This is a genomic window from Cryobacterium sp. SO1 (assembly GCF_004210215.2).
In the GTDB taxonomy this organism is placed as follows: Bacteria; Actinomycetota; Actinomycetes; order Actinomycetales; family Microbacteriaceae; genus Cryobacterium.
In genome coordinates, this window is sequence record NZ_CP067394.1 from 3,374,879 (window position 1) to 3,396,104 (window position 21,226).

Annotated in this window: 23 protein-coding genes and 2 pseudogenes; 8 read left to right on the top strand and 17 right to left on the bottom strand. The window is 70.8% G+C overall.

The window, feature by feature from the left end; translation table 11 throughout:
- Window positions 1-20: 20 nt before the first annotated feature.
- A complete protein-coding gene (locus tag BJQ95_RS15995; RefSeq protein ID WP_130176651.1) occupies window positions 21-863 on the bottom strand; it encodes an ABC transporter permease in 843 nt (280 codons plus the stop codon).
- The gene (locus tag BJQ95_RS16000) at window positions 860-1,855 is read right to left on the bottom strand and encodes an ATP-binding cassette domain-containing protein (protein WP_130176650.1); all 996 of its coding nucleotides are present in this window, start codon (window positions 1,853-1,855) and stop codon (window positions 860-862) included. Before BJQ95_RS16000 ends, BJQ95_RS15995 begins: the two co-directional genes overlap by 4 nt.
- An 86-nt stretch (window positions 1,856-1,941) precedes the next feature.
- Between BJQ95_RS16000 and BJQ95_RS16005 the strand changes: the two genes are divergently transcribed.
- A complete protein-coding gene (locus tag BJQ95_RS16005) occupies window positions 1,942-2,583 on the top strand; it encodes a TetR/AcrR family transcriptional regulator (RefSeq protein ID WP_130176649.1) in 642 nt (213 codons plus the stop codon).
- Between the two features lie 5 nt (window positions 2,584-2,588).
- On the opposite strand, the gene BJQ95_RS16010 is transcribed toward BJQ95_RS16005, so the two are convergent.
- From BJQ95_RS16010 to BJQ95_RS16020, 3 genes are all read right to left on the bottom strand, one after another.
- A complete protein-coding gene (locus tag BJQ95_RS16010) occupies window positions 2,589-3,560 on the bottom strand; it encodes a hypothetical protein (RefSeq protein ID WP_130176648.1) in 972 nt (323 codons plus the stop codon).
- A gap of 105 nt (window positions 3,561-3,665) precedes the next feature.
- Window positions 3,666-4,442 carry a hypothetical protein gene (locus tag BJQ95_RS16015; RefSeq protein WP_130176647.1) on the bottom strand — a complete coding sequence of 259 codons (777 nt, stop codon included), beginning with the start codon at window positions 4,440-4,442 and terminating at the stop codon, window positions 3,666-3,668.
- Window positions 4,443-4,490: 48 nt separating this feature from the next.
- Window positions 4,491-5,555: a hypothetical protein gene (locus BJQ95_RS16020; protein ID WP_130176646.1), complete on the bottom strand. Its 1,065-nt coding sequence runs from the start codon at window positions 5,553-5,555 to the stop codon at window positions 4,491-4,493.
- Window positions 5,556-5,672: 117 nt separating this feature from the next.
- Between BJQ95_RS16020 and BJQ95_RS16025 the strand changes: the two genes are divergently transcribed.
- The 5 genes from BJQ95_RS16025 (at window position 5,673) to BJQ95_RS16045 (ending at window position 8,846) form a co-directional block, all read left to right on the top strand.
- A complete protein-coding gene (locus BJQ95_RS16025) occupies window positions 5,673-6,026 on the top strand; it encodes an iron chaperone (RefSeq protein WP_130176645.1) in 354 nt (117 codons plus the stop codon).
- Between the two features lie 45 nt (window positions 6,027-6,071).
- Entirely contained in the window at window positions 6,072-6,794 is a 723-nt protein-coding gene (locus BJQ95_RS16030; protein ID WP_130176644.1) for a potassium channel family protein, read from the top strand.
- 198 nt (window positions 6,795-6,992) lie between these two features.
- The gene (locus BJQ95_RS16035; RefSeq protein WP_066597804.1) at window positions 6,993-7,493 is read left to right on the top strand and encodes a CarD family transcriptional regulator; all 501 of its coding nucleotides are present in this window, start codon (window positions 6,993-6,995) and stop codon (window positions 7,491-7,493) included.
- A gap of 25 nt (window positions 7,494-7,518) precedes the next feature.
- Window positions 7,519-8,346: an endo alpha-1,4 polygalactosaminidase gene (locus BJQ95_RS16040; protein ID WP_130176643.1), complete on the top strand. Its 828-nt coding sequence runs from the start codon at window positions 7,519-7,521 to the stop codon at window positions 8,344-8,346.
- A gap of 98 nt (window positions 8,347-8,444) precedes the next feature.
- On the top strand, window positions 8,445-8,846 hold the full coding sequence (locus BJQ95_RS16045; protein WP_130176642.1) for an SPW repeat protein: 402 nt from the start codon (window positions 8,445-8,447) through the stop codon (window positions 8,844-8,846).
- 363 nt (window positions 8,847-9,209) lie between these two features.
- Here BJQ95_RS16045 and BJQ95_RS16050 read toward each other — a convergent pair whose 3' ends face one another.
- From BJQ95_RS16050 to BJQ95_RS16085, 9 genes and pseudogenes are all read right to left on the bottom strand, one after another.
- Window positions 9,210-10,469, bottom strand: coding sequence for a HAMP domain-containing sensor histidine kinase (locus tag BJQ95_RS16050; RefSeq protein WP_130178385.1), 1,260 nt, complete (start codon window positions 10,467-10,469; stop codon window positions 9,210-9,212).
- Window positions 10,466-11,134 carry a response regulator transcription factor gene (locus BJQ95_RS16055; protein WP_205750169.1) on the bottom strand — a complete coding sequence of 223 codons (669 nt, stop codon included), beginning with the start codon at window positions 11,132-11,134 and terminating at the stop codon, window positions 10,466-10,468. The genes BJQ95_RS16050 and BJQ95_RS16055 overlap by 4 nt, the downstream gene beginning before the upstream one ends.
- A gap of 44 nt (window positions 11,135-11,178) precedes the next feature.
- Entirely contained in the window at window positions 11,179-11,943 is a 765-nt protein-coding gene (locus BJQ95_RS16060; protein ID WP_240694832.1) for an FAD:protein FMN transferase, read from the bottom strand.
- Window position 11,944: 1 nt separating this feature from the next.
- Entirely contained in the window at window positions 11,945-12,475 is a 531-nt protein-coding gene (locus BJQ95_RS16065) for an FMN-binding protein (protein ID WP_130178386.1), read from the bottom strand.
- Window positions 12,472-13,881, bottom strand: a complete 1,410-nt coding sequence (locus tag BJQ95_RS16070; protein WP_130178387.1) for a ferric reductase-like transmembrane domain-containing protein — start codon at window positions 13,879-13,881, stop codon at window positions 12,472-12,474. The genes BJQ95_RS16065 and BJQ95_RS16070 overlap by 4 nt, the downstream gene beginning before the upstream one ends.
- 84 nt (window positions 13,882-13,965) lie before the next feature.
- Window positions 13,966-14,769: a membrane protein insertase YidC gene (gene yidC / locus BJQ95_RS16075; protein WP_130178388.1), complete on the bottom strand. Its 804-nt coding sequence runs from the start codon at window positions 14,767-14,769 to the stop codon at window positions 13,966-13,968.
- A gap of 92 nt (window positions 14,770-14,861) precedes the next feature.
- Window positions 14,862-15,341, bottom strand: a pseudogene (locus tag BJQ95_RS16080) (PT domain-containing protein); the annotation flags it as partial.
- Window positions 15,274-15,507, bottom strand: a pseudogene (locus BJQ95_RS19585) (PT domain-containing protein); the annotation flags it as partial. The pseudogenes BJQ95_RS16080 and BJQ95_RS19585, both read right to left, overlap by 68 nt.
- A 30-nt stretch (window positions 15,508-15,537) precedes the next feature.
- A complete protein-coding gene (locus BJQ95_RS16085) occupies window positions 15,538-15,927 on the bottom strand; it encodes a DUF6855 family protein (protein WP_130177194.1) in 390 nt (129 codons plus the stop codon).
- Window positions 15,928-16,127: 200 nt separating this feature from the next.
- Between BJQ95_RS16085 and ppk2 the strand changes: the two genes are divergently transcribed.
- Window positions 16,128-16,979 (top strand): polyphosphate kinase 2, encoded by an 852-nt coding sequence (ppk2, locus tag BJQ95_RS16090; protein WP_130177193.1) that lies wholly within the window; start codon window positions 16,128-16,130, stop codon window positions 16,977-16,979.
- 221 nt (window positions 16,980-17,200) lie between these two features.
- On the opposite strand, the gene BJQ95_RS16095 is transcribed toward ppk2, so the two are convergent.
- The 3 genes from BJQ95_RS16095 to BJQ95_RS16105 form a co-directional block, all read right to left on the bottom strand.
- Complete coding sequence (locus tag BJQ95_RS16095) at window positions 17,201-17,428, bottom strand: three-helix bundle dimerization domain-containing protein (RefSeq protein ID WP_130177192.1); 228 nt, start codon at window positions 17,426-17,428, stop codon at window positions 17,201-17,203.
- A 286-nt stretch (window positions 17,429-17,714) separates the two neighbouring features.
- The gene (locus BJQ95_RS16100; RefSeq protein ID WP_256041419.1) at window positions 17,715-19,262 is read right to left on the bottom strand and encodes an NAD(P)/FAD-dependent oxidoreductase; all 1,548 of its coding nucleotides are present in this window, start codon (window positions 19,260-19,262) and stop codon (window positions 17,715-17,717) included.
- Window positions 19,263-19,342: 80 nt separating this feature from the next.
- Window positions 19,343-20,575, bottom strand: a complete 1,233-nt coding sequence (locus tag BJQ95_RS16105) for an AI-2E family transporter (RefSeq protein WP_130176297.1) — start codon at window positions 20,573-20,575, stop codon at window positions 19,343-19,345.
- A 151-nt stretch (window positions 20,576-20,726) separates the two neighbouring features.
- Here BJQ95_RS16105 and BJQ95_RS16110 point away from each other — a divergent pair, with 151 nt between their 5' ends.
- Window positions 20,727-21,224: a glutathione peroxidase gene (locus BJQ95_RS16110; RefSeq protein ID WP_130176296.1), complete on the top strand. Its 498-nt coding sequence runs from the start codon at window positions 20,727-20,729 to the stop codon at window positions 21,222-21,224.
- Window positions 21,225-21,226: the final 2 nt, after the last annotated feature.

Sequence of the window (21,226 nt, forward strand, 5' to 3'; positions counted from 1 at the left end):
CAGGCGTGGGGGCTCCCCGGTCAGCGGGAGCTGATCTGGGCGAACTTACGGATGCACAATGGCACGAACACCACGAGCAGCACAACCACCCCGATCAGCACGGTGGCCACCGGGTTCTGAAGCGTCCAGACATCCGGCACCGGCGCGCTGCCCTCGTTGCCGAACAGTTCGCGGGCAGCCTGCACGAGCGCGGACACCGGGTTGAACTCGGCGAAGATGCGCAAAGGGTCTGGCAGGGTCTCGATCGGCACGAACGCGTTGGAGATGAACGTGATCGGGAACAGGATGATGAACGAGGCATTGTTGATCACCTCTGGCGAACGCACGCTCATGCCCAGCAGCGCCATCACCCAGCTGAACGCGTAGCTGAACAGCAGCAGCAGGCCGACACCGGCGAAGAACTCACCCATCGACGAGTTCACCCGCCAGCCCACCAAAAAACCGGTGGCCATCATGATGATCATCGAGATGGTGTTGAGCACCAGGTCACCGTTGGTACGGCCGATCAGCACCGCCGACGAGCTCATCGGCAGGCTGCGGAACCTGTCGATGATGCCGTCCTTGAGGTCTTGGGCCATGGCCGCGCCGGAGAACGTGGAGCCGAACACCACGGTCTGGGCGAAGATTCCGGCCATCAGGAACTGCACATAATCGGTGCCCTGCACCGCAATGGCGCCACCGTAGACCTGACTGAACAGCAGCACGAACATGATCGGCTGGATGACGGCGAAGACCAGCATGTCCGGGGTGCGCTTGATCTTGATGAGGTTGCGCTTGGTGGTCGTCCAGCCGTCGGAGGACCACAGGGACAGCGGGTTCCAGGTGGGCTGGGCCGGGGCCGGACGGGTGGCGGTTGCGGTCATTTCACCTTCTCCATCTTTTCGTCTTCGTTGTCGGTCGCTGCCTTGTCGGCCTTGTGCCCGGTGAGCTTGAGGAAAACGTCATCGAGCGTGGGCCGGCGCATGCCGGCGTCGTGCAGTTCGATGCCGGCGGTACGGAGGTCGGCGAGCACATGCTGCAACGCCGGCGGGCCGTCGGTGACGGCCACATCGATGCCCCGGCCGTCGCTGGACACCTGCGGCTGACCCGCACCGTACCGGGCCAGCACCTCGCTGGCTGCGGTGGCGTCGGCCGCGTCGACCAGGGCGATCACCACCCGGTGGCCGCCGATCTGCGCCTTCAGCTCATCGGAGGTGCCCTCGGCGATGACCTTGCCGTCGTCGATGACCGCGATGCTGTCGGCCAGCTGGTCGGCCTCTTCGAGGTACTGCGTGGTGAGCAGCACGGTGGTGCCGTCGGCGACGAGCTTGTTGATCACGCCCCACAGCGCGATCCGGCTGCGTGGGTCGAGCCCCGTGGTCGGTTCGTCCAGGAAGAGGATCTTGGGGTTGAACACCAGCGCGCCGGCCAGGTCGATACGGCGGCGCATGCCGCCGGAGAACCCCTTCACCGGCCGGTTGCCGGCCGCGGTGAGTTCGAACAGGTCGATGAGCTCCTGCGCCCGGCGCCTTGAGGCCGCGCCGCCGAGGTGGTAGAGCCGGCCGACCATTTCGAGGTTCTCGAAGCCGGTGAGGTTCTCGTCGACGGCCGCGTACTGGCCGGACACCCCGATGATGCTGCGCACCGCCTTGGGGTCGTCGAGAACATTGATGCCGTCCACGATCGCGGTGCCGGCATCGGGCCGGATGAGGGTGGTCAGGATCTTGACCACCGTGGTCTTGCCGGCGCCGTTGGGCCCCAGGATCGCCTTGACGGTGCCGCGCGGCACGGTGAGGTCCAGCCCGGCGAGAGCATGTACCGGACCGGTCTTGGATTTGTAGGTCTTGGTGAGCCCGGAGGCTTCGATGATCGTCATGCCACGCCCTTGCCGAATCGGATGGGTATGCTGGTATGTGTACATCGTACACATGTGAGCTTTTATCGTAACGAAACGGATGCGAGATGACAACGGGTCTCGGCGATTCTCCGGCACGAACTTCCTACCGGCACGGCGACCTGCGCCGGGCCCTCATCGACGCCGGCGTGGACCTCGCCCAGGAGGGCGGACCGGCCGCCGTCGTGCTGCGGGAGGCCACCCGACGCGCCGGCGTGGCCCCCTCCGCCGCCTACCGGCACTTCGCCGACCGGCAGGCGTTGCTGGATGCCGTGTGTTCACGGTGCCAGGCACTGGTGGCCCGGGCCATCGAGGCCGATCAGGCGGGCATCCGGTCGACGGATGCGGCCGAAGCGGCCCGGTTGCGCTTTCGCGCTGTGGGTACCGGGTACCTGCGGTTCGCCCTGGAGCAGCCCGGCCAGTTCCAGACCGCGTTCTCGGCATCGTCCGACCTGGACAGCGCCACCAGTGCGGCGCGCGCCGGCGAGCACGGCCTCACCCCGTTCCAGCTGCTCACCGTCGCGCTGGACGACCTGGTGACGCAGGGGCTGTTGCCGACCGAGCGCCGGCCGGCAGCGGAGTTCCTGGCCTGGTCGGCCGTGCACGGGCTGGCGGAACTGTTCATCGACGGACCGTTGCGAGCCCTGCCGGCCCCGGTGAAACAGACACTGATCAGCCGGGTGATCGACATGGTGGAGCAGGGGCTGTAGCCCGCTCAGCCCACCGCGCCCACCTCCACGCTCCCGTCCGGACGCCAGGTGAGGAAGCTGGTGACCGGGCCGGTCGCCGCGCCGGTGTCGGCGAAGATCCCCTGCGCCTGCCAGTACAGTCTCAGCCCCGTCGACGGGAACTCCGGCTCCAGGGTGCAGGTCGACAGGAGACTCGCGGCCGGCGGCAGCACGATCAGGCAGACCAAGGACGAGGTCGTGCGTACGGTGTAGTAGTAGGTGGTGAAGGCGGGGTCCGCATCGACTGCGCCCATCGAGCCCAGCGCCCGCACGGTCGATGTGTCGAACTCGGCGGGGAGGGGCACCGCCGGGAGGTCCTCGGGCATCTGCTCACGCTGGAAGACCGTCAGGGCAAGCGGAGGTGGCGTGCTGGCGGCCGAGGGCGCCGGTGCAGCGCCGAACAGGGTGGGGTCGGACAGCCGGCTGCCGCCGAGGGCGCCCAGCAGCACCGCGGCGGTGAGGCCGGCGGTGAGCAGAATCCGGCGGCGCCCGATGCCAGCCGGTGCCGGGGCGTCGAGCCCGGTCTTGAACCCGGCGCCGACCCCGGTGGCATCCGCCGGCCCACCGGCATCCGTGTCGTCTGCGCCGGCGGCTTCGCGTTTCACGGCGCGCGCCGCACCGGCGTCAGCGAGCGCCGCACCGGCGTCGGTGTGCGCGGCGAGCGCGGCCGCGTCGATCGCACCGGCCTCCCGGGCGACCTGGGCCTGGAGCCTCTGCAGCTCGCCGTGCACGCCGTGATCGCCGACGACATCGGCGTCGGCGGCGAACACCCGGCGTTGCAGCGCCCGCACCTGGGCGAGGGGTGCGGCTGCGCCGCTCGGTGCCGCGTCGAGCGGATGCGACGCCCACCACAGCGCGTCGAGAACGTCCCAGCTCCCCGCGTGGTGGGAGCGCACGTCCTCGAGGAAGTCGGGGTCTCTCAGCGCCCGTTCGTACAGGTCGTCATGCTGTCGATGCATCGAAGCCCCCTCGCCGCTCGGCCCAGCCTGACACACGGGCAGGGTCGGCCGCTCGATTTGTCGGGCCGGCGCCCGCGATCAGGGTTCGGTCGGCGAGCGGAGTGTTCACGGCGAGGTCGCCTCTCCGGTGCGGCCCCAGGCCACGGAGACGTCGCCGATCAGGTCGTCCGCCCCGTCGTCCGCGGAGAGGGCCGGCCCCATTTCGGTAAGGAAATCAGGGCTCTCCCAGTACAGGCGCGGTCCGGTCGCCGGGGAGGCGGATTCGACCGCGTGGGTGGACAGGTAGCCGCCTGCCGAGGGGGTCGGGGACTCGGCGCCGAGGCCCGTGACGGTGAGCCGGTTGCCCAGAACCCCGCCGAGAACGGCCGCCACGATCAGGGCCGCAACGAGGATCAGCGCCAGCAGAAGCCGGCCGCGTGTGGGCCGGGCTGCCGCTCTCCCGGTGGCATCCTCCGCATCGACCGGGGGGATGGCGGGGGCGGCGGTTGTGCTGCCGGCCCGGGTGCCGACCGGGTCGCCGAGCGCCGGGTCGAGATGCGGCCGCGCGGCCGTGCGGAGCTCGAGGTCCGCGCGCGCGGCCGCGATCGTCTCCGTGATAGCCGCCCGTTCGGCGGCGATCTCGACCTCGAGTTCCCGCACCTTCTGGGCCACGCTGAGGTCGCCGGCGGCGTCGCCATCCGCATCGTAGACCCGGCGTTGCAGCGCCCGCAGCCGGAAGATGGGCGACGGGCTGCCGCTCGGGGCCGGCTCCTCCGGATGCCACTCCCACCAGAGCGCATCGAGCAGGCTCCACCGGCCGGTGTGCGCAGCGGCCGCCGCGGTCAGGAACAGCGGGTCGGTCACCGCCAGGTCGTACGGATCGTCGTACGTGTTCTCGGCCAATGAAACCCCCATCATTGTTGTGCCCAGCCTGTCACACGCCCCACCGGCTCAGGGAATCATCGACCGGCCCGAGCCCCGCGTCTCGATGGTCGAGTCGCTCAGCCAGGCCACCGTGATGTCCATCACCATCGCCCGGCCGTCCTGTTCCCTCGGCAGGAAGTCGGTGCTCTGCCAGGACAGTCGCAGGCCGCTGGAGGGGAAGTCCTCCTCGGGGGTGCAGGTGGTCAGGTAGCCGGCGCCCTCCGGAACCACCACGAGGCAGACCATGTTATCCGCGCCCCTGGCCGCGTAGTACGGCGAGTCCGTTACCCCGTTGGCGTCGGAGTCCCGCCAGCCCGCCGCGCCCAGGTAGCGGAAGGAGGCTGGGTCGTAGGCCGCGGGAAGCGGCACCCGCGGTATGTCCTGGCCGGCCTGCACCCGGGCGAACACCTGGGCGGCGATCACCGGCACGGCCGACGGGGTGGCCGATCCGGGACTGCTCGCTGAGGTCGGTGACTGGGTGCCCGGCCGGTTCGCGGCCGTGACCTGACTGCCCAGGAGGCCGCCGACCACCAGCGCCCCGACCAGTCCGGCGCCCAGCAGCACCCGGCACCGCGGTGGGGCGGGATCCCCGGTCGGACTGCCGGACAACAGGTCGACGGGCTCGGCGGGGTCGTCTGCCTCGGCGGGGTCGTCTGCCTCGGCACCGCCGACGTCGGCGGGGTCTGCGGCGGGAGTCAGCGGCGGCGGTCCGATCGCCGGCGCCGACGTCCCGGGGTCGGCAGCGGCCTGCCCTGCTGCGGCGAGGGCCGCGGCGGCGTGGGCTGCGGCGAGGGCCGCGCCGATCGCCGCCCGCTCGGCCGCGATCTCGCTGTCCAGTTCGCGAGCAGCCTGGGCCACGGCGCCGTCGCCGGCAGCGTCGCCATCCGCGCCGAACAGCCGGCGCTGCAGGGCGCTCAACCGGGCCGCGGGCGACGGGCTGCCGCTCGGGGCCGCCTCGGTCGGATGCGACCACCACCAGAGCGCGTCGAGCACCGGCCACCGGCCCCGGTGCGCTTCCGTCACGGCGAGCAGAAAGCCCGTGTCCGCCAGGGCGCGCTCGTACGGGTCGTCGCCACGCCGCGCCTGTGCCACGGGACTCCCCTCATCCGTGCGCACATCCTGACACCATCCGGCCGATCCGGCCCGGCCCGCGCCCTAGCCCGGTCGGCGCCCTTGCCCGGCCGGCGCCGCGGCTGCCACACTGACCTCATGGCCGAGAAACCCGCGAGCGTGCAGGCGTACATCGCGGCCTGTCCGGTGGAGGCGCAGCCGGTGCTGGCCGGCATCCGCGCCGCCATTCTTGCGGCCGCGCCCGGCGCCACCGAGACCATCAGCTACGGGATGCCCACCGTGGCGCTCGACGGTCGCCGGCTCATCTATTACGCCGGCTGGAGGCGACACGTTGCCCTGTACACCATCGGCGGGAAGGACGCCGACCTCGAAGCCGAGCTCGCACCGTTTCGCGCTGAGAAGGACACCGTGCGGTTTCCGCTGAACCACCCGGTGCCCTACGACCTGATCGAACGGCTCACCCGGGCCCTGATCGCGGCCCGGTCGGCCTAGCCGGTCTCCATTGGCGGCGCCCCCGGCCGGTGGCAGGATGCCCGCATGACGGCGACCGAGATCCGCACGGACCGGTGGGGCGGGCCGCGCCAGGCCCGGTGGCAGCAGGCCGCCGACTGGCCGCTCACGATCGCCGCCGTCCTCTTCTTGATCTCCTACTCGGTCACGGTGATCGCCTCGGTCGATGTCGCCACCGCCGACGTGCTGCGGCTGGTCATCGTCATCAGCTGGGCGCTCTTCCCGGTGAGCTATGTCGTGGAGATCGTCCTCGCCACGCATCCGTGGCAGTGGGTGCTGCATCATCCGGTGAACCTGATCTTCGTGTTGCTGCCGCTGCTGCGCCCCCTGCGCCTGCTTCGGGTCGTCGCGCGCAGCAAGGTCTTCCAGCAGTCCGCGGGCACGGCCTTCCGGGCCCGGGTGCTGGTCTACCTCGCGGGCGCGGCCATCCTGGTCACCTACATCGCCGCCCTCGCTGTACTCGAGGCCGAACGGGACTCCCCGGCCGCCAATATCACCTCGTTCGGCGACTCGCTGTGGTGGGCGGCCGTGACCATCACCACCGTCGGCTACGGCGATTTCACCCCGGTCACCCTGCGCGGCCGCAGCATTGCCACCGCGCTGATGCTCGGCGGTGTGGCGGTGCTGGGTGTGCTCACGGCCACGCTCTCGTCATGGATCGTGCAGCGTGTGTCGACCCTCGAGGAGCACCGCGAGCAGCCGGAGGAGCAGCCGGAGGAGCAGCCGGGCGGGCGCGACCGACCCGAATAGGGCCAGCGAGGCGGGAATGATACACTCTCCCAATACCCCTAACGAACCGTTGTGCCATTTTCAGTCGTGCTGTACCCAGTGAGGTGCCCTGGGTGCGTCGAATCGGCTGTCGCAGCACCGCGGAGGAGCACGACCGGCGCCCCGCCGTCGTCCGGGTGATACGCCAACCACGCTCAACGAATTATGAGGCTGCATCAGATGATTTTCGAAGTCGGCGAGACCGTCGTCTATCCCCACCACGGCGCGGCAACCATCACCGCAGTCGAGACCCGCACGATCAAGGGCGTCGAGAAGCGTTACATCACGCTCACCGTGCACCAGAGTGACCTGGCCATCAACCTGCCCATCGACAACGCCGAGCTCGTCGGTGTGCGCGACGTCATCGACGCCGCCGGTGTCGAGGCCGTCTTCGACGTGCTTCGCAGCGATGTCGAAGAAGAGCCCAGCAACTGGTCGCGCCGTTACAAGGCCAACACCGAGAAGATGGGCAGCGGCAGCGTCTACCGTGTCAGCGAGGTCGTTCGCGACCTGTGGCGCCGCGACCGCATCTCCGGCGTCTCCGCCGGCGAGAAGCGGATGCTCATCAAGGCCCGCCAGGTTCTCGTGTCCGAGCTCGCGCTCGCACAGAAGTCCACCGAGGAAGAGGCCTTCGTCACGCTCGACGACGTGCTGAACGCCAGCGTCGCCGAAGTCGCCTAGTTCACCGCTCGTGATACGTCGCCGGATGAGCAGCCTGTCGGTTGCCGTCCGGCGGCGCTTGTGTGTTTGCGGGGTGCTGGTGGGTCTGGCGCTGTCCGGCTGCGCGGCCGGCCCGGCGAGCGCATCCGGCCCGATGCCGCCCCCGGTCGGCGGCGGCCTCGACTACCAGCTCGGCGGCGCCTACGACCCGCCCGACGGGGTGGACATCGTGGTGCGCGACAGCACAGACGAGCCCGCCTACGGCCTCTACTCGGTGTGTTACCTGAACGGCTTCCAGACCCAGCCGGCCGACTCCGAGCGATTGCTCACGGACTCCCCCGAGCTGATCCTCACCGACGCCGGCGCGCCTGTGATCGACGAGAACTGGCCGGACGAGTTCTTGTTCGACACCGGCAGTGCGAGCACGCGCGCCGCCCTGGCCGCGCTGTTGCTCCCCCAGGTGACGGCTTGCGCGACGGCCGGCTTCGACGCCGTGGAGATCGACAACCTCGACTCGTACACCCGTTCGGCCGGCCTGCTCACGGCCGAGGACAATGTCGCGTTCGCCCGCATCCTGGTCGACGGCGCTCACGAGGACGGCCTGGCGATCGGCCAGAAGAACGCCGCCGAGCTGGCCGGGCCGCTCTCCGACCTGTTCGACTTCGCCGTGGCCGAGGAGTGTGACCGCTGGCAGGAGTGCGGGCTCTACCGGGCGGCCTACGACGACCGGGTGCTGGCGATCGAGTACGCCGACGACCTGCGCGAGGACTTCGCCGCGGCCTGCGCGGTACCCGACCGGCCACGGTCGATGATCCTGCGCGACCGTGACCTCGAAGTGGTGGGCGCGGCCGGCTACGTGTACGAGCGCTGCTGAGCCGGCGGTTCCCGCGGGGTGACCAATCCATCCGGGCGAGGGCGGCGAATTAGTGTCGTGAGGCGATCCGGCCTCCGGTCAAACACCAGGAGTTCGCCATGCGTTTCATTCCCACCAAGGTCCACGCGGTTCTCGACTACGTCGTCGCGGTCGCCCTCATCCTCGCCCCGACCATCTTCATGTTCGAAGAGGTCGGCGGCGCCGCCGTCATCATCCCCCGCGTCCTCGGCGTCGGCCTGATCCTCTACAGCCTCTTCACCCGCTACGAGCTGGGCCTGATCAAGGTCATCGGCATGCCGGTGCACCTCGTCTTCGACGTCCTGGCGTCGGTCTTCCTGATCGCGTCGCCGTTCCTGTTCGGCTTTGCCGATGAGGCGCCGAACGCTTGGCTGCCGCACATTGCCGTCGGTGTCGCCGTGATCCTCGTCGTCCTCTGCTCGAAGAGCCAGCCCGGCGCCAGCGTCAGCGGCACCCGGGCGCACGCCAGCAGCGTCGCCTGACCCGAGCCTCGCAGACTGCGGCAGGCGCCCCCGGCACGGGGGCGCCTGCCGCTATTTGCGCCGTCCATCGCGCCGGTGACGGCATCCACGAGAGCTGACACGTTGCGCGAGAGGACACTTGAGGCCACTCCACGCCAGCCCAACTGGCCCCAACTGCCCTCTCGCCGGAGGCACATGCCGTGAGAGGACACTTCAGGCCAGTCCGAGGCCGCCCAACTAGCCCCAACTGCCCTCTCGCGGGAGGCACGTTACGTGAGAGGACACTTCAGGCCACTCCACGCCAGCCCAACTGGCCCCAACTGCCATCTCGCGGGAGACGCGCCGCTCGCGACATTCGGGCGGGAACCTCACCCGCACCAGCGGCTAGCGCGCCACGGGCAGGCGGGCCACGACGGCGGCGCCGGCGGGGCCGGACGCGTCGATGGCGACGGTGCCGCCGTGGCGCCGGGTGATCTCGGCCACGATCGCCAGGCCCAGACCGTAGTGCCGGGTGCCGCCCGACTCGGTCGCCGCGGCCCGGCCGCTGTTGAAACGTTCGAAGGCGGTACCCACCATCTCCGGGGCGAAGCCGGCGCCGTCGTCGGCGACGCGCACGGTGGCGAATCTGCCGTCGACGTCGATGCTCACCACGACGGATGTCTTGGCATGGTCGAGCGCGTTCGTCACCAAGGCCACGATCAGCCGCAACAGCGCGGCCGGGGACCCGGACACCACCACCGGCCCGGCGGCACCGGCCCGGCCGAGCGTGATCCCGCGGGCCGCCGCGTCGCCCCGCAGCATGTCGACCGCGTGCTCGGCTGTCGCGGTGAGATCCACCGGTTCGGGGTCGGCGACGCTTCGGGGGTCGGCCGCGATCAGGAGGTCCTCGAGGATCCCGGTGAGCGCGCGGGTATCCGTCACGATCTCGTCCACGGCATCGGTGACATCCGGCGGCACCCCGGTCTGGTCGCGTCGCCGCAGCAACTGCGCTCGGGTGCTCAGCAGAGTGAGCGGGGTGCGCAGTTCGTGGCTGGCGTCGGCGACGAAGCGACGCTGCAGCGCGAGGGCCTCGGCGAGCGGGCGGATCGCCCGCCTGGCCATCCAGTAGGCCGCGACCCCGGAGAACGCCAACGCGACGACCCCGGCGGCGAGCAGCGCCACGGACAGCCGGTTGAGTTCTTCGGAGCCCTCGTGCAGGTCGAGGGCCACCTGCACAACCCTGGCACCCTCCCGGCCGTCCGTGACGGTCGTGGTGAGCAACCGGTACTCCTGCCCGTCGACCTCGCGGGTGCTGCGCACGTCACCGTCGCCCGCGGCGACCGTGGTCATCGCGTCGGTGTCGAGCAGACCGGCGGGCATCTCGGGCGACGACATCACCCGTCCCTCGTCCACGATCGACAGGTAGGTTCCCTCCGGGGCGTCCTGCGGAGAGTCGAGGCGGGTCGCCGCGTTCAGTGTCTGGGCGAGGGCTTCCGCCGCGCTCGCCCGCACGATGACAAAAACCACGCCGCCCACCAGAACGAGCACCACGAGCATCAGCGCCGTCAATTGCAGGGTCAGCCGGAGCGAAGCGCCGCGCAGGTCGTCGATGCGGCCGGCCGGGCCGGGTGTACGCCCGGGTCTGCGGCCGGGGGCGCCGGTCACGAGAGGGTCCCCAGCCGGTAGCCGATGCCCCGCACCGTGTGGATGGCGGCGCGGCCGAGCTTCTTGCGCAGGTAGTGCACGTAGGTGTCGACCACCCCCAGGTCGTCGGCGTCGGGGAACACGTTGGCGAGGAGGTCGGAGCGTTCGAAGACCTGCTGGGGGCGGCGGGCGAGGCGTTCGAGCAGGTGGGCCTCGCGGTCGGAGAGGGTCACGACGGCGCCGGCGGTCGTGGTGACGGTGCGGCTCTCGGTGTCCAGGGAGCCGCCGGGAACCCCCAGGACCGGCGCGGTGCTGGTGTGCCGGCGCAGCAGCGCCCGGATGCGGGCGAGTAATTCGTCGATGTCGAAGGGTTTGGCCAGGTAGTCCTCCGCGCCGCGGTCCAGCCCCTCCACCCGGTCGGCCGGGTTGCCGAGCGCCGAGAGCACCAGGGCCGGGGTGAGGATGCCGCGGCTGCGCAGCCGGGTGAGGACGTCGAGGCCCTCCATCACCGGCAGACCCCGGTCGAGCACGATCACGTCGAACGGCTGGGTGAGGCCTTCGTGCAGGGCACGCTGGCCGTCGCGGGCGATCACGGTGTCGTAGCCTTCGTTCTGCAGCAGCTGGTCGAGCATCTGCACCAGGCGCGCATCGTCTTCGACGAGCAGCACTCTCGGATGATCGGCCATATTCGAAGTATAGGGATCGCTGTCTTGCGCCCGGTCGGGGTCGGTCATGCCGGTGCGAGCCCACGAGCGCGTTGCAGCCCCGGGGTGGCCGTCAGGGCGCCGTCGGCGGCCACCGTCAGCACGTCGATCGCGAAGCGTGCGGTCGCGTCGTCGAGTTGCTCGTGGCCGCCCGCGAGGACGGCCGTGGCCAGGACGTCGGCGGTGACGATGTCGGCGGCGCGCACGGTGACCTGCCGGTAGGCGGATGTCCCGCCGGCGGGCTGCGGGCCCCGTCGCCAGATGTGCTCGCCGCGTTCGGCGGTGCCGGAGGTCGCGACGGCGCACCGGTCTCCGTGCAGCGTCAGCGTGGTGAGCAGCCCCGCCCGGTCGGCGGGGTCGACGATGCCGATCGACCAGGGGGCCCCGGCGAGGGTGCCGCGGCCCAGGATGTCGCCGCCCACGTTGAGCAGCCAGTCGGCTTCGCCCGCCGTGTCGAGCAGATCGGCCGCGGCCGCCATGGCGCTGGCCTTGACGATGCCGTTGAGGTCGATCACCCCGTCGGGGCGGTGCGGGGTGAAGGCCCCTGCGGTGCGGCTGCGCCACTCCAACGCGTCGGCGTAGCGCTCCCGCAGCACGGCAGAGGCGTGTTGCAGCGCCAGGTCACCGCGCGCCACGAGGGAGAGTTCCGAATCGGGCCGGTACAGGCTGAACCTGCGGTCGTAGTCGTCGAAGCCGGCCTCGACGGCGTGCAGCACGGCGGCGCCGGGCAGAGCGCCGGCGAAGCGGAGGCTCACGGTGGTGCCCATGGTGTCGAAGACGTGCACGGTCATCTCAGAGCCCGGCCTGGTCGAGGGCGGACTGCAGCGAGGTGAGGTAACCGTCGCTGGTGTAGGTGGCCCCGGAGACGTTCTGCACGTTCGCCGATTGGGCGGCCAGCACCTCCTGCCGCAGCACCGGGGCGGCGCGGTTGCTGATCTGCACCGACCTCTGGTCGTGGTCGGTGAGGTGCAGCGCGGCGACGTCGGCGATGGAGCCGTCGGCGACGGTGATCTGCACCTGCACGGCACCGAACCGGGTCTGCGCGGCGGTGCCGGTGAAGGTGCCGGACACGCCGGCCGCCTGCTGCGGGGTCGCGGCGGCGCCACTGGACGGGGCCGGCGTTGCCGTGGTGGCCCCGCCGCTGGTGGTACCACCGGTGGTCGTGCCGCCGGAGGTGGTCCCGGCGGCCGGCGGGGCGGCATCCGTCGACGGCGCCAACGACTGGGACACCGACTGCGGGTGGGTCACCACGCCCACCTGCCAGCCGGCGGCCAGCACCGCCGACGACGAGAGGATGCTCAGGAGGATCGCGCGGCGTCTCACCAGTCGAACCTTTCCACGTGGATCTGGCTGTGCGGCAACCCGGCCGCCCGAGCGTCCCGGATCACGAGGTCGGCCCAGGATTGCGGGCCGCAGACGTAGAGGTCGGACTGCAACAGGTCGGGGAACACCGAGGTGATGGTGACGCCGCGGGAGAGCGCCTCGGCCGACATCCAGGTGGCCAGTCCGCGGGGGCGGGCCCCCATCATGGAGAAGATCGGGTTTCCGCGCATGCTCGGCAGGGCGCCGATCTCGTTCCAGAGGTAGCTTTGGGTGGCGTCGGTGGCGCGCAGCAGCACCGTCGCCTCACCCGGGCGCAGGGCGGCGTGTTCCAGCATCGAGCGCACCGGGGTGATGCCGATCCCGGCGGCGGCGACGCTGATCTTGGAGGTGCTGCGGTGCTCGTCGGTGAAGATGCCGTACGGGCCTTCGATCGAGACCCGGGTGCCCGGTCGCACCCGGCCGAGGGCGTCGCTGCCTCGGCCCAGGGAGCGCACGGTGATGCGGGCCGAACGGTCGGTGGGCACCGCAGAGAAGGAGATCGGGTGGGCGTGCCACCAGGTGGCGCCGGTCCAGAACCGCCAGATCGCGTACTGCCCGCCCTGCGTCTGCAGCCGGTCCAGCTGGTGCCCGGTCAGGTGCAGCGACACCGCCCCGGGGGCGATCGGTTCGACGGCGTCCACCCGGATGTCGTGCCGGGCGCTGCGTACGATCGGCACGAGGAAGCGGAACACGGCGATCGAGCCGAACGCGAGCACGTACAGGGCGATCCAGTAGACACGCTGCAGGGTGCCCTCGGCCAGCACCGCACCCGCGCTGAGCTGGTGCGGCAGGGCCACGAGCACGGCCGCGTAGCTGAGCAGGTGGATGGCGTGCCAGACCTCGTAGGGGAACCGGCGGCGCACCGCGACCACCGAGGAGACCACCACGGTCACGAGCAGGCCGAGGCCCAGGTAGGCCAGCGCCATGTCGGGGCCCTGGAAGAGGGCGATGGTCTCGGTGACCAGGTTCGACCCATCCGCCAGCGCGTAGCCGACGGTCAGCAGCAGACCGTGGCCGAGGATCAGGTAGAGCGCGGGCTTGCCCAGCCGCCGGTGGAAGGCCATCGCCGTGTCCTGGCCCACGATCCGGTCGATCACGGGGAGGCGGGCGGCGAGCACCAGCATCACCAGGATCAGGTCGGTGCCGATTAGCCCGGTCACGATGCCCGCGGCGGTGAGGCCGGAGCCGAGGTCGGTGACCTGGGCCAGGCCGCCGTAGGCCAGGTACAGCGCCACGGCCATCGCCACCGACGACCAGCACAAGGCCACCATCAGGTCGGCGGCACGCAGCCGCCGGCGTGAACGGATGCGGCGGCCCGGGTCGGCGACAACCCGGGCGACGGGTGATGGGGCCGTGCGAAGCGACATCGGTGCTCGATTCTGCTGGAGAGGCTTGTTCTGACCCTTCCTACGGTCCTCCCGATTTCTTCCAGGATTCTTAGTGCAGACGACTCAGCGGGCGGGGCGCAGCATCCGCCACAGCAGGGCGCGCTCGGTGACGCCCCACACCGCGCTCACGGTGAGGTAGATCGCCGCGGCCAGTGGCACGAAGGCCGCGAAGACCACGCTGATCAGCGGTAGCCAGCTGAGCAAGCCGGTCATGGTGGCCCGCGCGGCGGGCGAGAGCGCACCGGGGGCGGTGACGGCCGGTGCGGCGGACGCCGCGAAAGGGGTCGACGCGGCGGCGGATGCGGCGGCGGCCTGGGCGAGCATCAGTCGTCGGCTGAGCAGCTGGGCCGCCAGCAGCACGACCAGCAGCAGCCCGCCGACCAGGAGCACCGTCGGGGTGGGCCCGGCGCCCCACCCGGTCAGGATGCTGGTGCCCAGCGGGCTGCCGAACAGACCGCCGGCCAGCAGGGCGTTGTCGTGCCCGTTGATGGTGCCCAGCACGAACAGGCCGTAGACGATCGAGAGGATCGGTGCCTGCACCATGAGGGGCAGGCAGCCGGCCAGGGGTGAGGCGTTCTCGGCCGCGTAGAGCGCGGCCGTCTCACGTTGCAGCCGCTCGGCGTTGCCGCCGTGCAACCGGCGGAGCTCCGTCAGGCGCGGGGCGAGGCGCTGTCGTTGCTGTTGGGCCCGTGCCTGCGACACCCCCACCGGAATGAGCACCAGGCGCAGGACCAGGGTGAGCACGATGACAGCCAGGGCCGCCGCGTTCGCCGCGGCGAACGGCGTGAGGAACAGGCTCAGGTTGTGTAGAACTGCATAGGCAGCGTCAAGCACGGCCGCGATGGGGCCAAAGTCATAGATGTTCAAGGGAAACTCCCGGTCGGAATACGGAAAGAGGGAACCGTATGGTCGCGACAGGGTTGCGGGCACCCAGCAGGTGCGGCGCGGTGAAAGAGCCCCTAAGCGACCGGGAGGGCGCGGCCCGGAGCGCGCGGCTGGGGCTTGCCCGGCGCATCCGGAACGCTTTGGCCGACCTGGGAGGCCAGCTCGGGGTACGGCCTGGCCATCGGGGTCGGGGCGCCGGTGAGCAGCATGACCAGGATGGCGAGCACCTGCTGGGCCGCGCCGGTGACGGCCACGGCCGAGGCGGCCAGGGTGAACAGGGCCGCCAAGGCGAGTACCTCGCCGAAGCCACGACCGCCGAGGATCAGCGCGCCGAGGCCGAACCCGGCGCCCAGGCTCAGGCCGAGTGCCACCGACAGCCGGGCGGTCGGGGAGGCTAGCGGCGGCAGCAGCGTGCGAGCGCGCATCCGGCCCCCTTTCGTCGGTCGGTCGGTCGGTCGGTCGGTCGGTCGGTCGGTCGGTCGGTCGGTCGGTCGGTCGGTCGGTCGGTCGGTCGGTCGGTCGGTCGGTCGGTCGGTCGGTCGGTCGGTCGGTCGGTCGGTCGGTCGGTCGGTCGGTCGGTCGGTCGGTCGGTCGGTCGGTCCGTCGGTCCGTCGGTCGGTCGGTCCGTCGGTCCGTCGGTCCGTCGGTCCGTCGGTCCGTCGGTCCGTCGGTCCGGCGGTCCGGCGGTCCGGCCAGCCTAGCCGGACTGCGCCCGGTCAGGCCCGAGAATCGGTCGAAAGTGGGTCGGGCTCAGAGCGCGCGCATCGAGTTGTTGCGCTTCTCGTGGGTGAGCTCGGCCAGGCCCAACTGCTCGAGCAGCGGCGGCAGATACATGCCGAACCGGCCACGGTAGCCGTTGCGGAGGCCGTACCAGCCGCCGACCGGGTTGTCCGCGGAGCGGCCCCACGCTTCGACGCTGCCCTCCGGTGCGGGCTTCTTTTCGTCGCTGGCGCCGAGCGGCACCCAGTCGCCCTGCTCGACGAGCCAGGCGTGCAGGTCGTCGATGGCGCTGGCCTGGTACTTCAGCGTGGTGGCGCCCACCTGGCAGACGAGTTCGTCGCCCTCGCGGTACATCGAGTAGGTCGAGGTGCCCGGCGCTGTCGTGAGCTGCCACGGGTCTGCGGCCGTTCCGTCGTTCATCGGGTCTCCGCTCGTCGGTGTTCAACTGCTCGTCGGTGTTCGCCGACCCGCCTGGGCTCATCCGCAGGTCGGGCTCATCCGCGCGGGCCAAAAAACGGTGACTCGGTCAGCGCCAGCCTAGGCACTGGCGGCGCAAAACTCTACGGCGCCCGCCGCGCCACCGAGTACGCTGAGCGCACGTGAACCAGGAAGGACCGCGCATGGCGAAGAAGGCTGCAACCGGCACTCCCCGCATGAACAGGAGACTCTACGAGGTCGAGCTGCGCCGTTTGCAGGCGGACTTGGTCACCATGCAGGAGTGGGTCCGCGAGTCCGGCGCCCGCATCGTGGTGATCTTCGAGGGCCGCGATGCCGCGGGCAAGGGCTCGGCGATCAAACGGGTCACCGAGTACCTCAGTCCGCGCATCGCGCGGATCGTGGCGTTGCCGATGCCCACCGACCGTCAGCGCGGCCAGTGGTACTTCCAGCGCTACATCGAGCACCTGCCCACCGCCGGTGAGATCGTGCTGATGGACCGGTCCTGGTACAACCGGGCGGGGGTCGAGAAGGTGATGGGCTATTGCACGCCCGACGAGTACCGCCGGTTTCTGCACCAGGCGCCCCTGTTCGAACGGATGCTGGTCGAGGACGGCATCATCCTGCTCAAGTACTGGTTCTCGGTGTCCGATCACGAGCAGGAGCTGCGCTTCAGGTCCCGGCTCAAGGACCCGATGCGGCAGTGGAAGCTCTCCGAAACCGACGTGCTCTCGATCACCAAATGGGTGGACTACTCCAAGGCCAAGGACGAGATGTTCGTGCACACCGACATCGCCGAGGCCCCCTGGTGGGTCGTCGAGAGCGAGGACAAGCGCGCCGCGCGCCTCAACATGATCAGCCATTTCCTGTCGATGGTGCCCTATGAGCAGATGGAGCCGCCGCTGGTGCGCATCCCGCACCGGCCGCCGGCCTCGGACTACGAACGGCCGCCGCGCGAACTCAACCGGCCGGTGCCGGACCACGCGGCTCGCATCGCCGCACTGGCCGCGGAAGCCAAAGGCAAGAAGAAGGGCTGACCCAGGTGGGGCGCCGGTCAACGGCTGGCGCCGGTCAGCGGGCAGCGCCGGTCAGCGGGCAGCGCCGGTCAGCGGGCAGGCCCGGTCAGTGGCTGACGCCGGCCAGCGGGTGAGGCCGGCCAGCGGGTGAGGCCGGCCAGCGGGTGAGGCCGGCCAGCAGATGGCGCCGGCCAGCGGGTGAGGCCGGCCAGTGGCTGACGCCGGTCAGCAGCTGAGGCCGGTCAATGGCTGACGCCGGTGGTGGCGGACTGGCGCAACCGCGCCTTGGCGCCGTGTTCGATCAGCACGGGCACGTAGTCGCGGATCGGTTTGCCGTCCAGCAGATGGCGTTGCTCGGTGACGACGTCTTCGATCAGTGACCGAGGTCGGTCGGGAAATTTCTCGGCGAGCCTGTCGACGACCTTCGAGACGGCCTGATCTTCATGGTCTTGACGTTCGACGTTGTCCACGGGATCAGTCTGCGACCGTTGGAGCGCCCGGTCAACTTCGGCGGCACGCGCCGGCGGATCGTGCACGGACGTGCAGCCGGCATCCGGTGCAGACCAGGTTTTGGAGCATAACTGTTGCCCGTGCGGACAATTGGGCCCGGCGCACCGGGACCAATTGTCCGCAGTGGTAACAGTCAGCCCGGTTAGGGCTGGATGCGCGGGGCCGCGCCGAGCACGACAACCCCGCGAGAGCGGCCGTGTGGCTGCCTCAGCGCACTGAGGTGACCACAGCCCCGCTCCCGCGAGATCAGCCTTCGACGACGGCTGCAGGGGCGGCAGGGGCAGCGGCGACAGAGGCGGCAGCGACAGGGGCGGCAGGGGCTGCAGCCGCAGGGGCTGCAGCGGCAGGGGCGGCAGGGGCGGCGGCAGCAGCGGGGGCCGGGGCCGCCTCGGCCAGGAGGGTGCGGGCGGCGAGGCCGATGATGGCGCTGTAGGTGGGGTAGGCGAACCGCACGTGGGCGAGGGTGGCCACGTCCACACCGGCGGCGATGGCCGTGGTCACCGATTGCACCACCTCGATCGCGTTCTCGCCCACTGCGTGCGCACCCAGGATCAGGTCCCGGCGCCGGTCGGAGATCAGCATCAGGAAGCCGCGTTCCCGGTCGTCGATCACGGCCCGGTCCAGGCTCGCGTAGGGCACGGTGGCGACGACGCAGAGCGGGTCCCGGGCGCGCGCCTGCTCCTCGGTGAGCCCCACCCCGGCGTAGTCGGGGTCGGTGAACCCGCCGGCCGGCAGCAGGTGGTGCGGGGTGCGGCGGTTGGTGCCGAGCACGGCGTTCTCGGCCGCGGCCTCGCCCTCGAACTGCGCGGCCTGCACGAGCATGTCCCGGCCGTTCGCGTCGCCCACGGCGAAGATGTGCGACACCTCGCTACGGAAGTACTGGTCGACGGGGATCGCGGAGCGCTCGGTGGCCACGCCGGCGCTGGCCAAACCCAGGTCGTCGACATCCGCAGGCCACCCCGTCGCCATGATCACGGCGTCGAACGGCTCGGCCACCGGCTCACCGGCGACCCGCCAGGTGAGGGTGATCGAGCCATCCGGCTGCTTCACCAGGGACTCGACGGTGTTGATGCCGGTGTGCACCTGGGTACCCTGCTCGCGGAAGGCGGTGGTCACGCCCGCGGAGACGGCGGCGTCCGAGGCCATCAGGATTCTCGGCGCCACATCGAGCAGGGTCACCCGCGAGCCGAACGAACTGAAGATCGTCACCAGCTGCGCGCCGGTGTTGCCGCCGCCGATCACGGCGAGGCGCTCGGGCAGGGCGGGCAGGGTGAGCACGTGCTCGGGCACCGTGGCCAGGTCGGCCCCGGGGATCGGCAGCCGGCGAGAGTGACCGCCGACGCAGACCAGGATGTTGTCGGCGCTGATGCGGCGGCCGCTTTCGAGCAGCACCGTGTGCGGGTCGACGAACCGGGCGCGGCCCTCGAGCACCAGGTCGATTCCGGCGTCGCTGAACCGCTCGGCCTCCCGTTTGATCGCCCGCACCCGGTCGACGGACTCGGTGACCCGGGCGGCCGTGGTGCGCCAGTCGAACCGGGTCACGGCGGCCTCGATTCCGTAGGTCTCGGCCGTGCGCACCTCGCGCATCAGCCGGGCCGCCTTGGCGAGCGCCCGGGTGGGCACGCAGCCGGTGTTCACGCAGGTGCCGCCGGTGCGATCGGCCTCGACCACCACGACCCTGGCGCCCAGCTCGGCCGCGCGGAGGGCCGCGGCGGTGCCGGCCGGGCCGGCGCCGATCACGAGCACGTCGTAGTGCGAACGCGGCTCGGTCGAGATGTCGGGGCGAGCGGTCATGGGAGCCTCCTGGCAGCAGAACGGATGACTGAGCTTGCCAGCGGGTCCTGGGAACTGGCCCTGACCAGCACCGGCCAGTTTTACTCCTGAGCCCTCTTGGCCGCCCGGCCGGATCCGGACTTCGCCGCCCGGCCGGCCTTGCGCAGTGCCCGTTGCCGGGCATCCTCGGTTTTCATCAGCGTGCGGGTGTCGTCCAGGTCGCCGATCAACGGCCGCCACCAGGCGGCGGCGGGGTCGGCATCCACCAGGATCGTGCGCACCAGCAGGGTGAGCGGGATGGCGAGGATCGCCCCGATGGCGCCGAGCACGATCGCCCAGAACAGCACCGAGGCGAAGGTGAGCGACTGGCTCAGCGCCACCGCGTTGCCGACCACCCGCGGTTGCACGATCGACTGCACGACCGCGTTGACGATCGCATAGATCACGATCACGGGCAGCGCAAGCTCCCAGCCTCCGGTGAGGAAGGCGAAGACCGTGGGCGGGATAATGGCGATGAAGTAGCCCACGTTGGGGATGAAGCTGCACAGGAACGAGAGCAACCCCCAGAGGAACGCGCCCGGCACCCCGAGCAGCACCAGCGCCAACGCGTTCAGCGCGCCCTGCGCGATGCCCAGCAGCGTGGTCGCCACCATGTATCGCCGCACGCTGGAGGCGAAGTCAGTCAGGGCCTCGACCAGGGTCGGCCGGGCCGGCCGCAGCTGGCGGAGCAGTGTGGGCAGGTAGCCCGCATCCGCCGCCATCAGGATCAGCATGGTGAGCACGATCACCAGCGCGACCGTGATGTTGGTGATGCTCCCGAACAGCCCGGAGACCACCGGCACCAGATTGCTGGGATTGAAGTTCGCTTCAACGGCCTGCACCTGCGCGGTTCCGAAGCCGAGGCCGGCCAGCCAGTCGGCCACCGAAGTGCCGATGTCACTGAGCTGACTGGAGAACTGGGGCAGCAGGGCCGCGAACTGGCCGATGGCCAACCCCAGCGCAGCCACGAACGCGGCGAGCACGATGAACACCGTCGCCACGACCGACCCGGTGGCCAGGCCCCGAGGCACGCCGCGCCGCTCGAGGCCGCGGCGCACCGGGTGAGCACAGATTGTGAGGACCAGGGCCAGGAGGATCGGCGCCGCGATACCGGCGATGGCGGCCAGCCCGAACACCGTGACGGTAGCACCGCCGAGGCCGATCAGGATCGCGGTGCTGCGGTACGACAGCACCGGCGGGGTGGGGATGAGAGCCGACTCCCCACCGATGCCGGCGGGGGGTGACTGCGGGGCGTCCTCCGCGCGTGATCGGGTCCTGGATCGGCGTCGCCACATGAGGACTCCCTGCTCTGCGTCGGTCAGCGTCAGGCACAGTGTCCTCCCCCGCAGCCCGCCGCGGCGTCACCCGTTTCGGGTGAGGCGAACTCACAGCGGCCGGCAACCGGACCATTCGCCCGGCGCCCACCCGGCTCCCTAAGCTTGAAGCATGAGCCTTCGCAGCATTCCCCTGACCACCGCCGCCGGCCGGATCGTCACCCTAGCCGACTACGCCGACCACGTTGTACTCATCGTGAACGTGGCCTCGAAGTGCGGTCTCACCGAGCAGTACGCCGCCCTCGAGGAGCTGCAGAAGACCTACGGCGACCGCGGCTTCACCGTGCTCGGTTTTCCCTGCAACCAGTTCAAGGGCCAGGAGCCGGGCAGCATGGAGGCGATCCTTGACTTCTGTTCCACCACCTACGGCGTCACCTTCCCGCTGTTCGACAAGATCGAGGTCAACGGCCCCGACCGGCATCCGCTCTACGCCGCGTTGACCGAGACGGCCGATGACGACGGTGTCGCCGGCGACATCGGCTGGAACTTCGAGAAGTTCGTGGTCACCCCCGCCGGCGCCGTGCACAGGTTCCGCCCGGCGACGGCGCCCGATGCGCCGGAGATCCTCAGCGTGATCGAGTCGGGGCTGCCCGTTGCAGCTCCGGCGTAGCC

Excerpts from the sequence above, each read along its gene's own strand:
- BJQ95_RS15995 (WP_130176651.1), bottom strand. The coding sequence starts at position 863 with ATGACCGCAACCGCCACCCGTCCGGCCCCGGCCCAGCCCACCTGGAAC.
- BJQ95_RS16000 (WP_130176650.1), bottom strand. The coding sequence starts at position 1,855 with ATGACGATCATCGAAGCCTCCGGGCTCACCAAGACCTACAAATCCAAG.
- BJQ95_RS16005 (WP_130176649.1), top strand. The coding sequence starts at position 1,942 with ATGACAACGGGTCTCGGCGATTCTCCGGCACGAACTTCCTACCGGCAC.
- BJQ95_RS16010 (WP_130176648.1), bottom strand. The coding sequence starts at position 3,560 with ATGCATCGACAGCATGACGACCTGTACGAACGGGCGCTGAGAGACCCC.
- BJQ95_RS16025 (WP_130176645.1), top strand. The coding sequence starts at position 5,673 with ATGGCCGAGAAACCCGCGAGCGTGCAGGCGTACATCGCGGCCTGTCCG.
- BJQ95_RS16030 (WP_130176644.1), top strand. The coding sequence starts at position 6,072 with ATGACGGCGACCGAGATCCGCACGGACCGGTGGGGCGGGCCGCGCCAG.
- BJQ95_RS16035 (WP_066597804.1), top strand. The coding sequence starts at position 6,993 with ATGATTTTCGAAGTCGGCGAGACCGTCGTCTATCCCCACCACGGCGCG.
- BJQ95_RS16040 (WP_130176643.1), top strand. The coding sequence starts at position 7,519 with ATGAGCAGCCTGTCGGTTGCCGTCCGGCGGCGCTTGTGTGTTTGCGGG.
- BJQ95_RS16045 (WP_130176642.1), top strand. The coding sequence starts at position 8,445 with ATGCGTTTCATTCCCACCAAGGTCCACGCGGTTCTCGACTACGTCGTC.
- BJQ95_RS16055 (WP_205750169.1), bottom strand. The coding sequence starts at position 11,134 with ATGGCCGATCATCCGAGAGTGCTGCTCGTCGAAGACGATGCGCGCCTG.
- BJQ95_RS16060 (WP_240694832.1), bottom strand. The coding sequence starts at position 11,943 with ATGACCGTGCACGTCTTCGACACCATGGGCACCACCGTGAGCCTCCGC.
- BJQ95_RS16070 (WP_130178387.1), bottom strand. The coding sequence starts at position 13,881 with ATGTCGCTTCGCACGGCCCCATCACCCGTCGCCCGGGTTGTCGCCGAC.
- BJQ95_RS16085 (WP_130177194.1), bottom strand. The coding sequence starts at position 15,927 with ATGAACGACGGAACGGCCGCAGACCCGTGGCAGCTCACGACAGCGCCG.
- ppk2 (WP_130177193.1), top strand. The coding sequence starts at position 16,128 with ATGGCGAAGAAGGCTGCAACCGGCACTCCCCGCATGAACAGGAGACTC.
- BJQ95_RS16100 (WP_256041419.1), bottom strand. The coding sequence starts at position 19,262 with ATGACCGCTCGCCCCGACATCTCGACCGAGCCGCGTTCGCACTACGAC.
- BJQ95_RS16105 (WP_130176297.1), bottom strand. The coding sequence starts at position 20,575 with ATGTGGCGACGCCGATCCAGGACCCGATCACGCGCGGAGGACGCCCCG.
- BJQ95_RS16110 (WP_130176296.1), top strand. The coding sequence starts at position 20,727 with ATGAGCCTTCGCAGCATTCCCCTGACCACCGCCGCCGGCCGGATCGTC.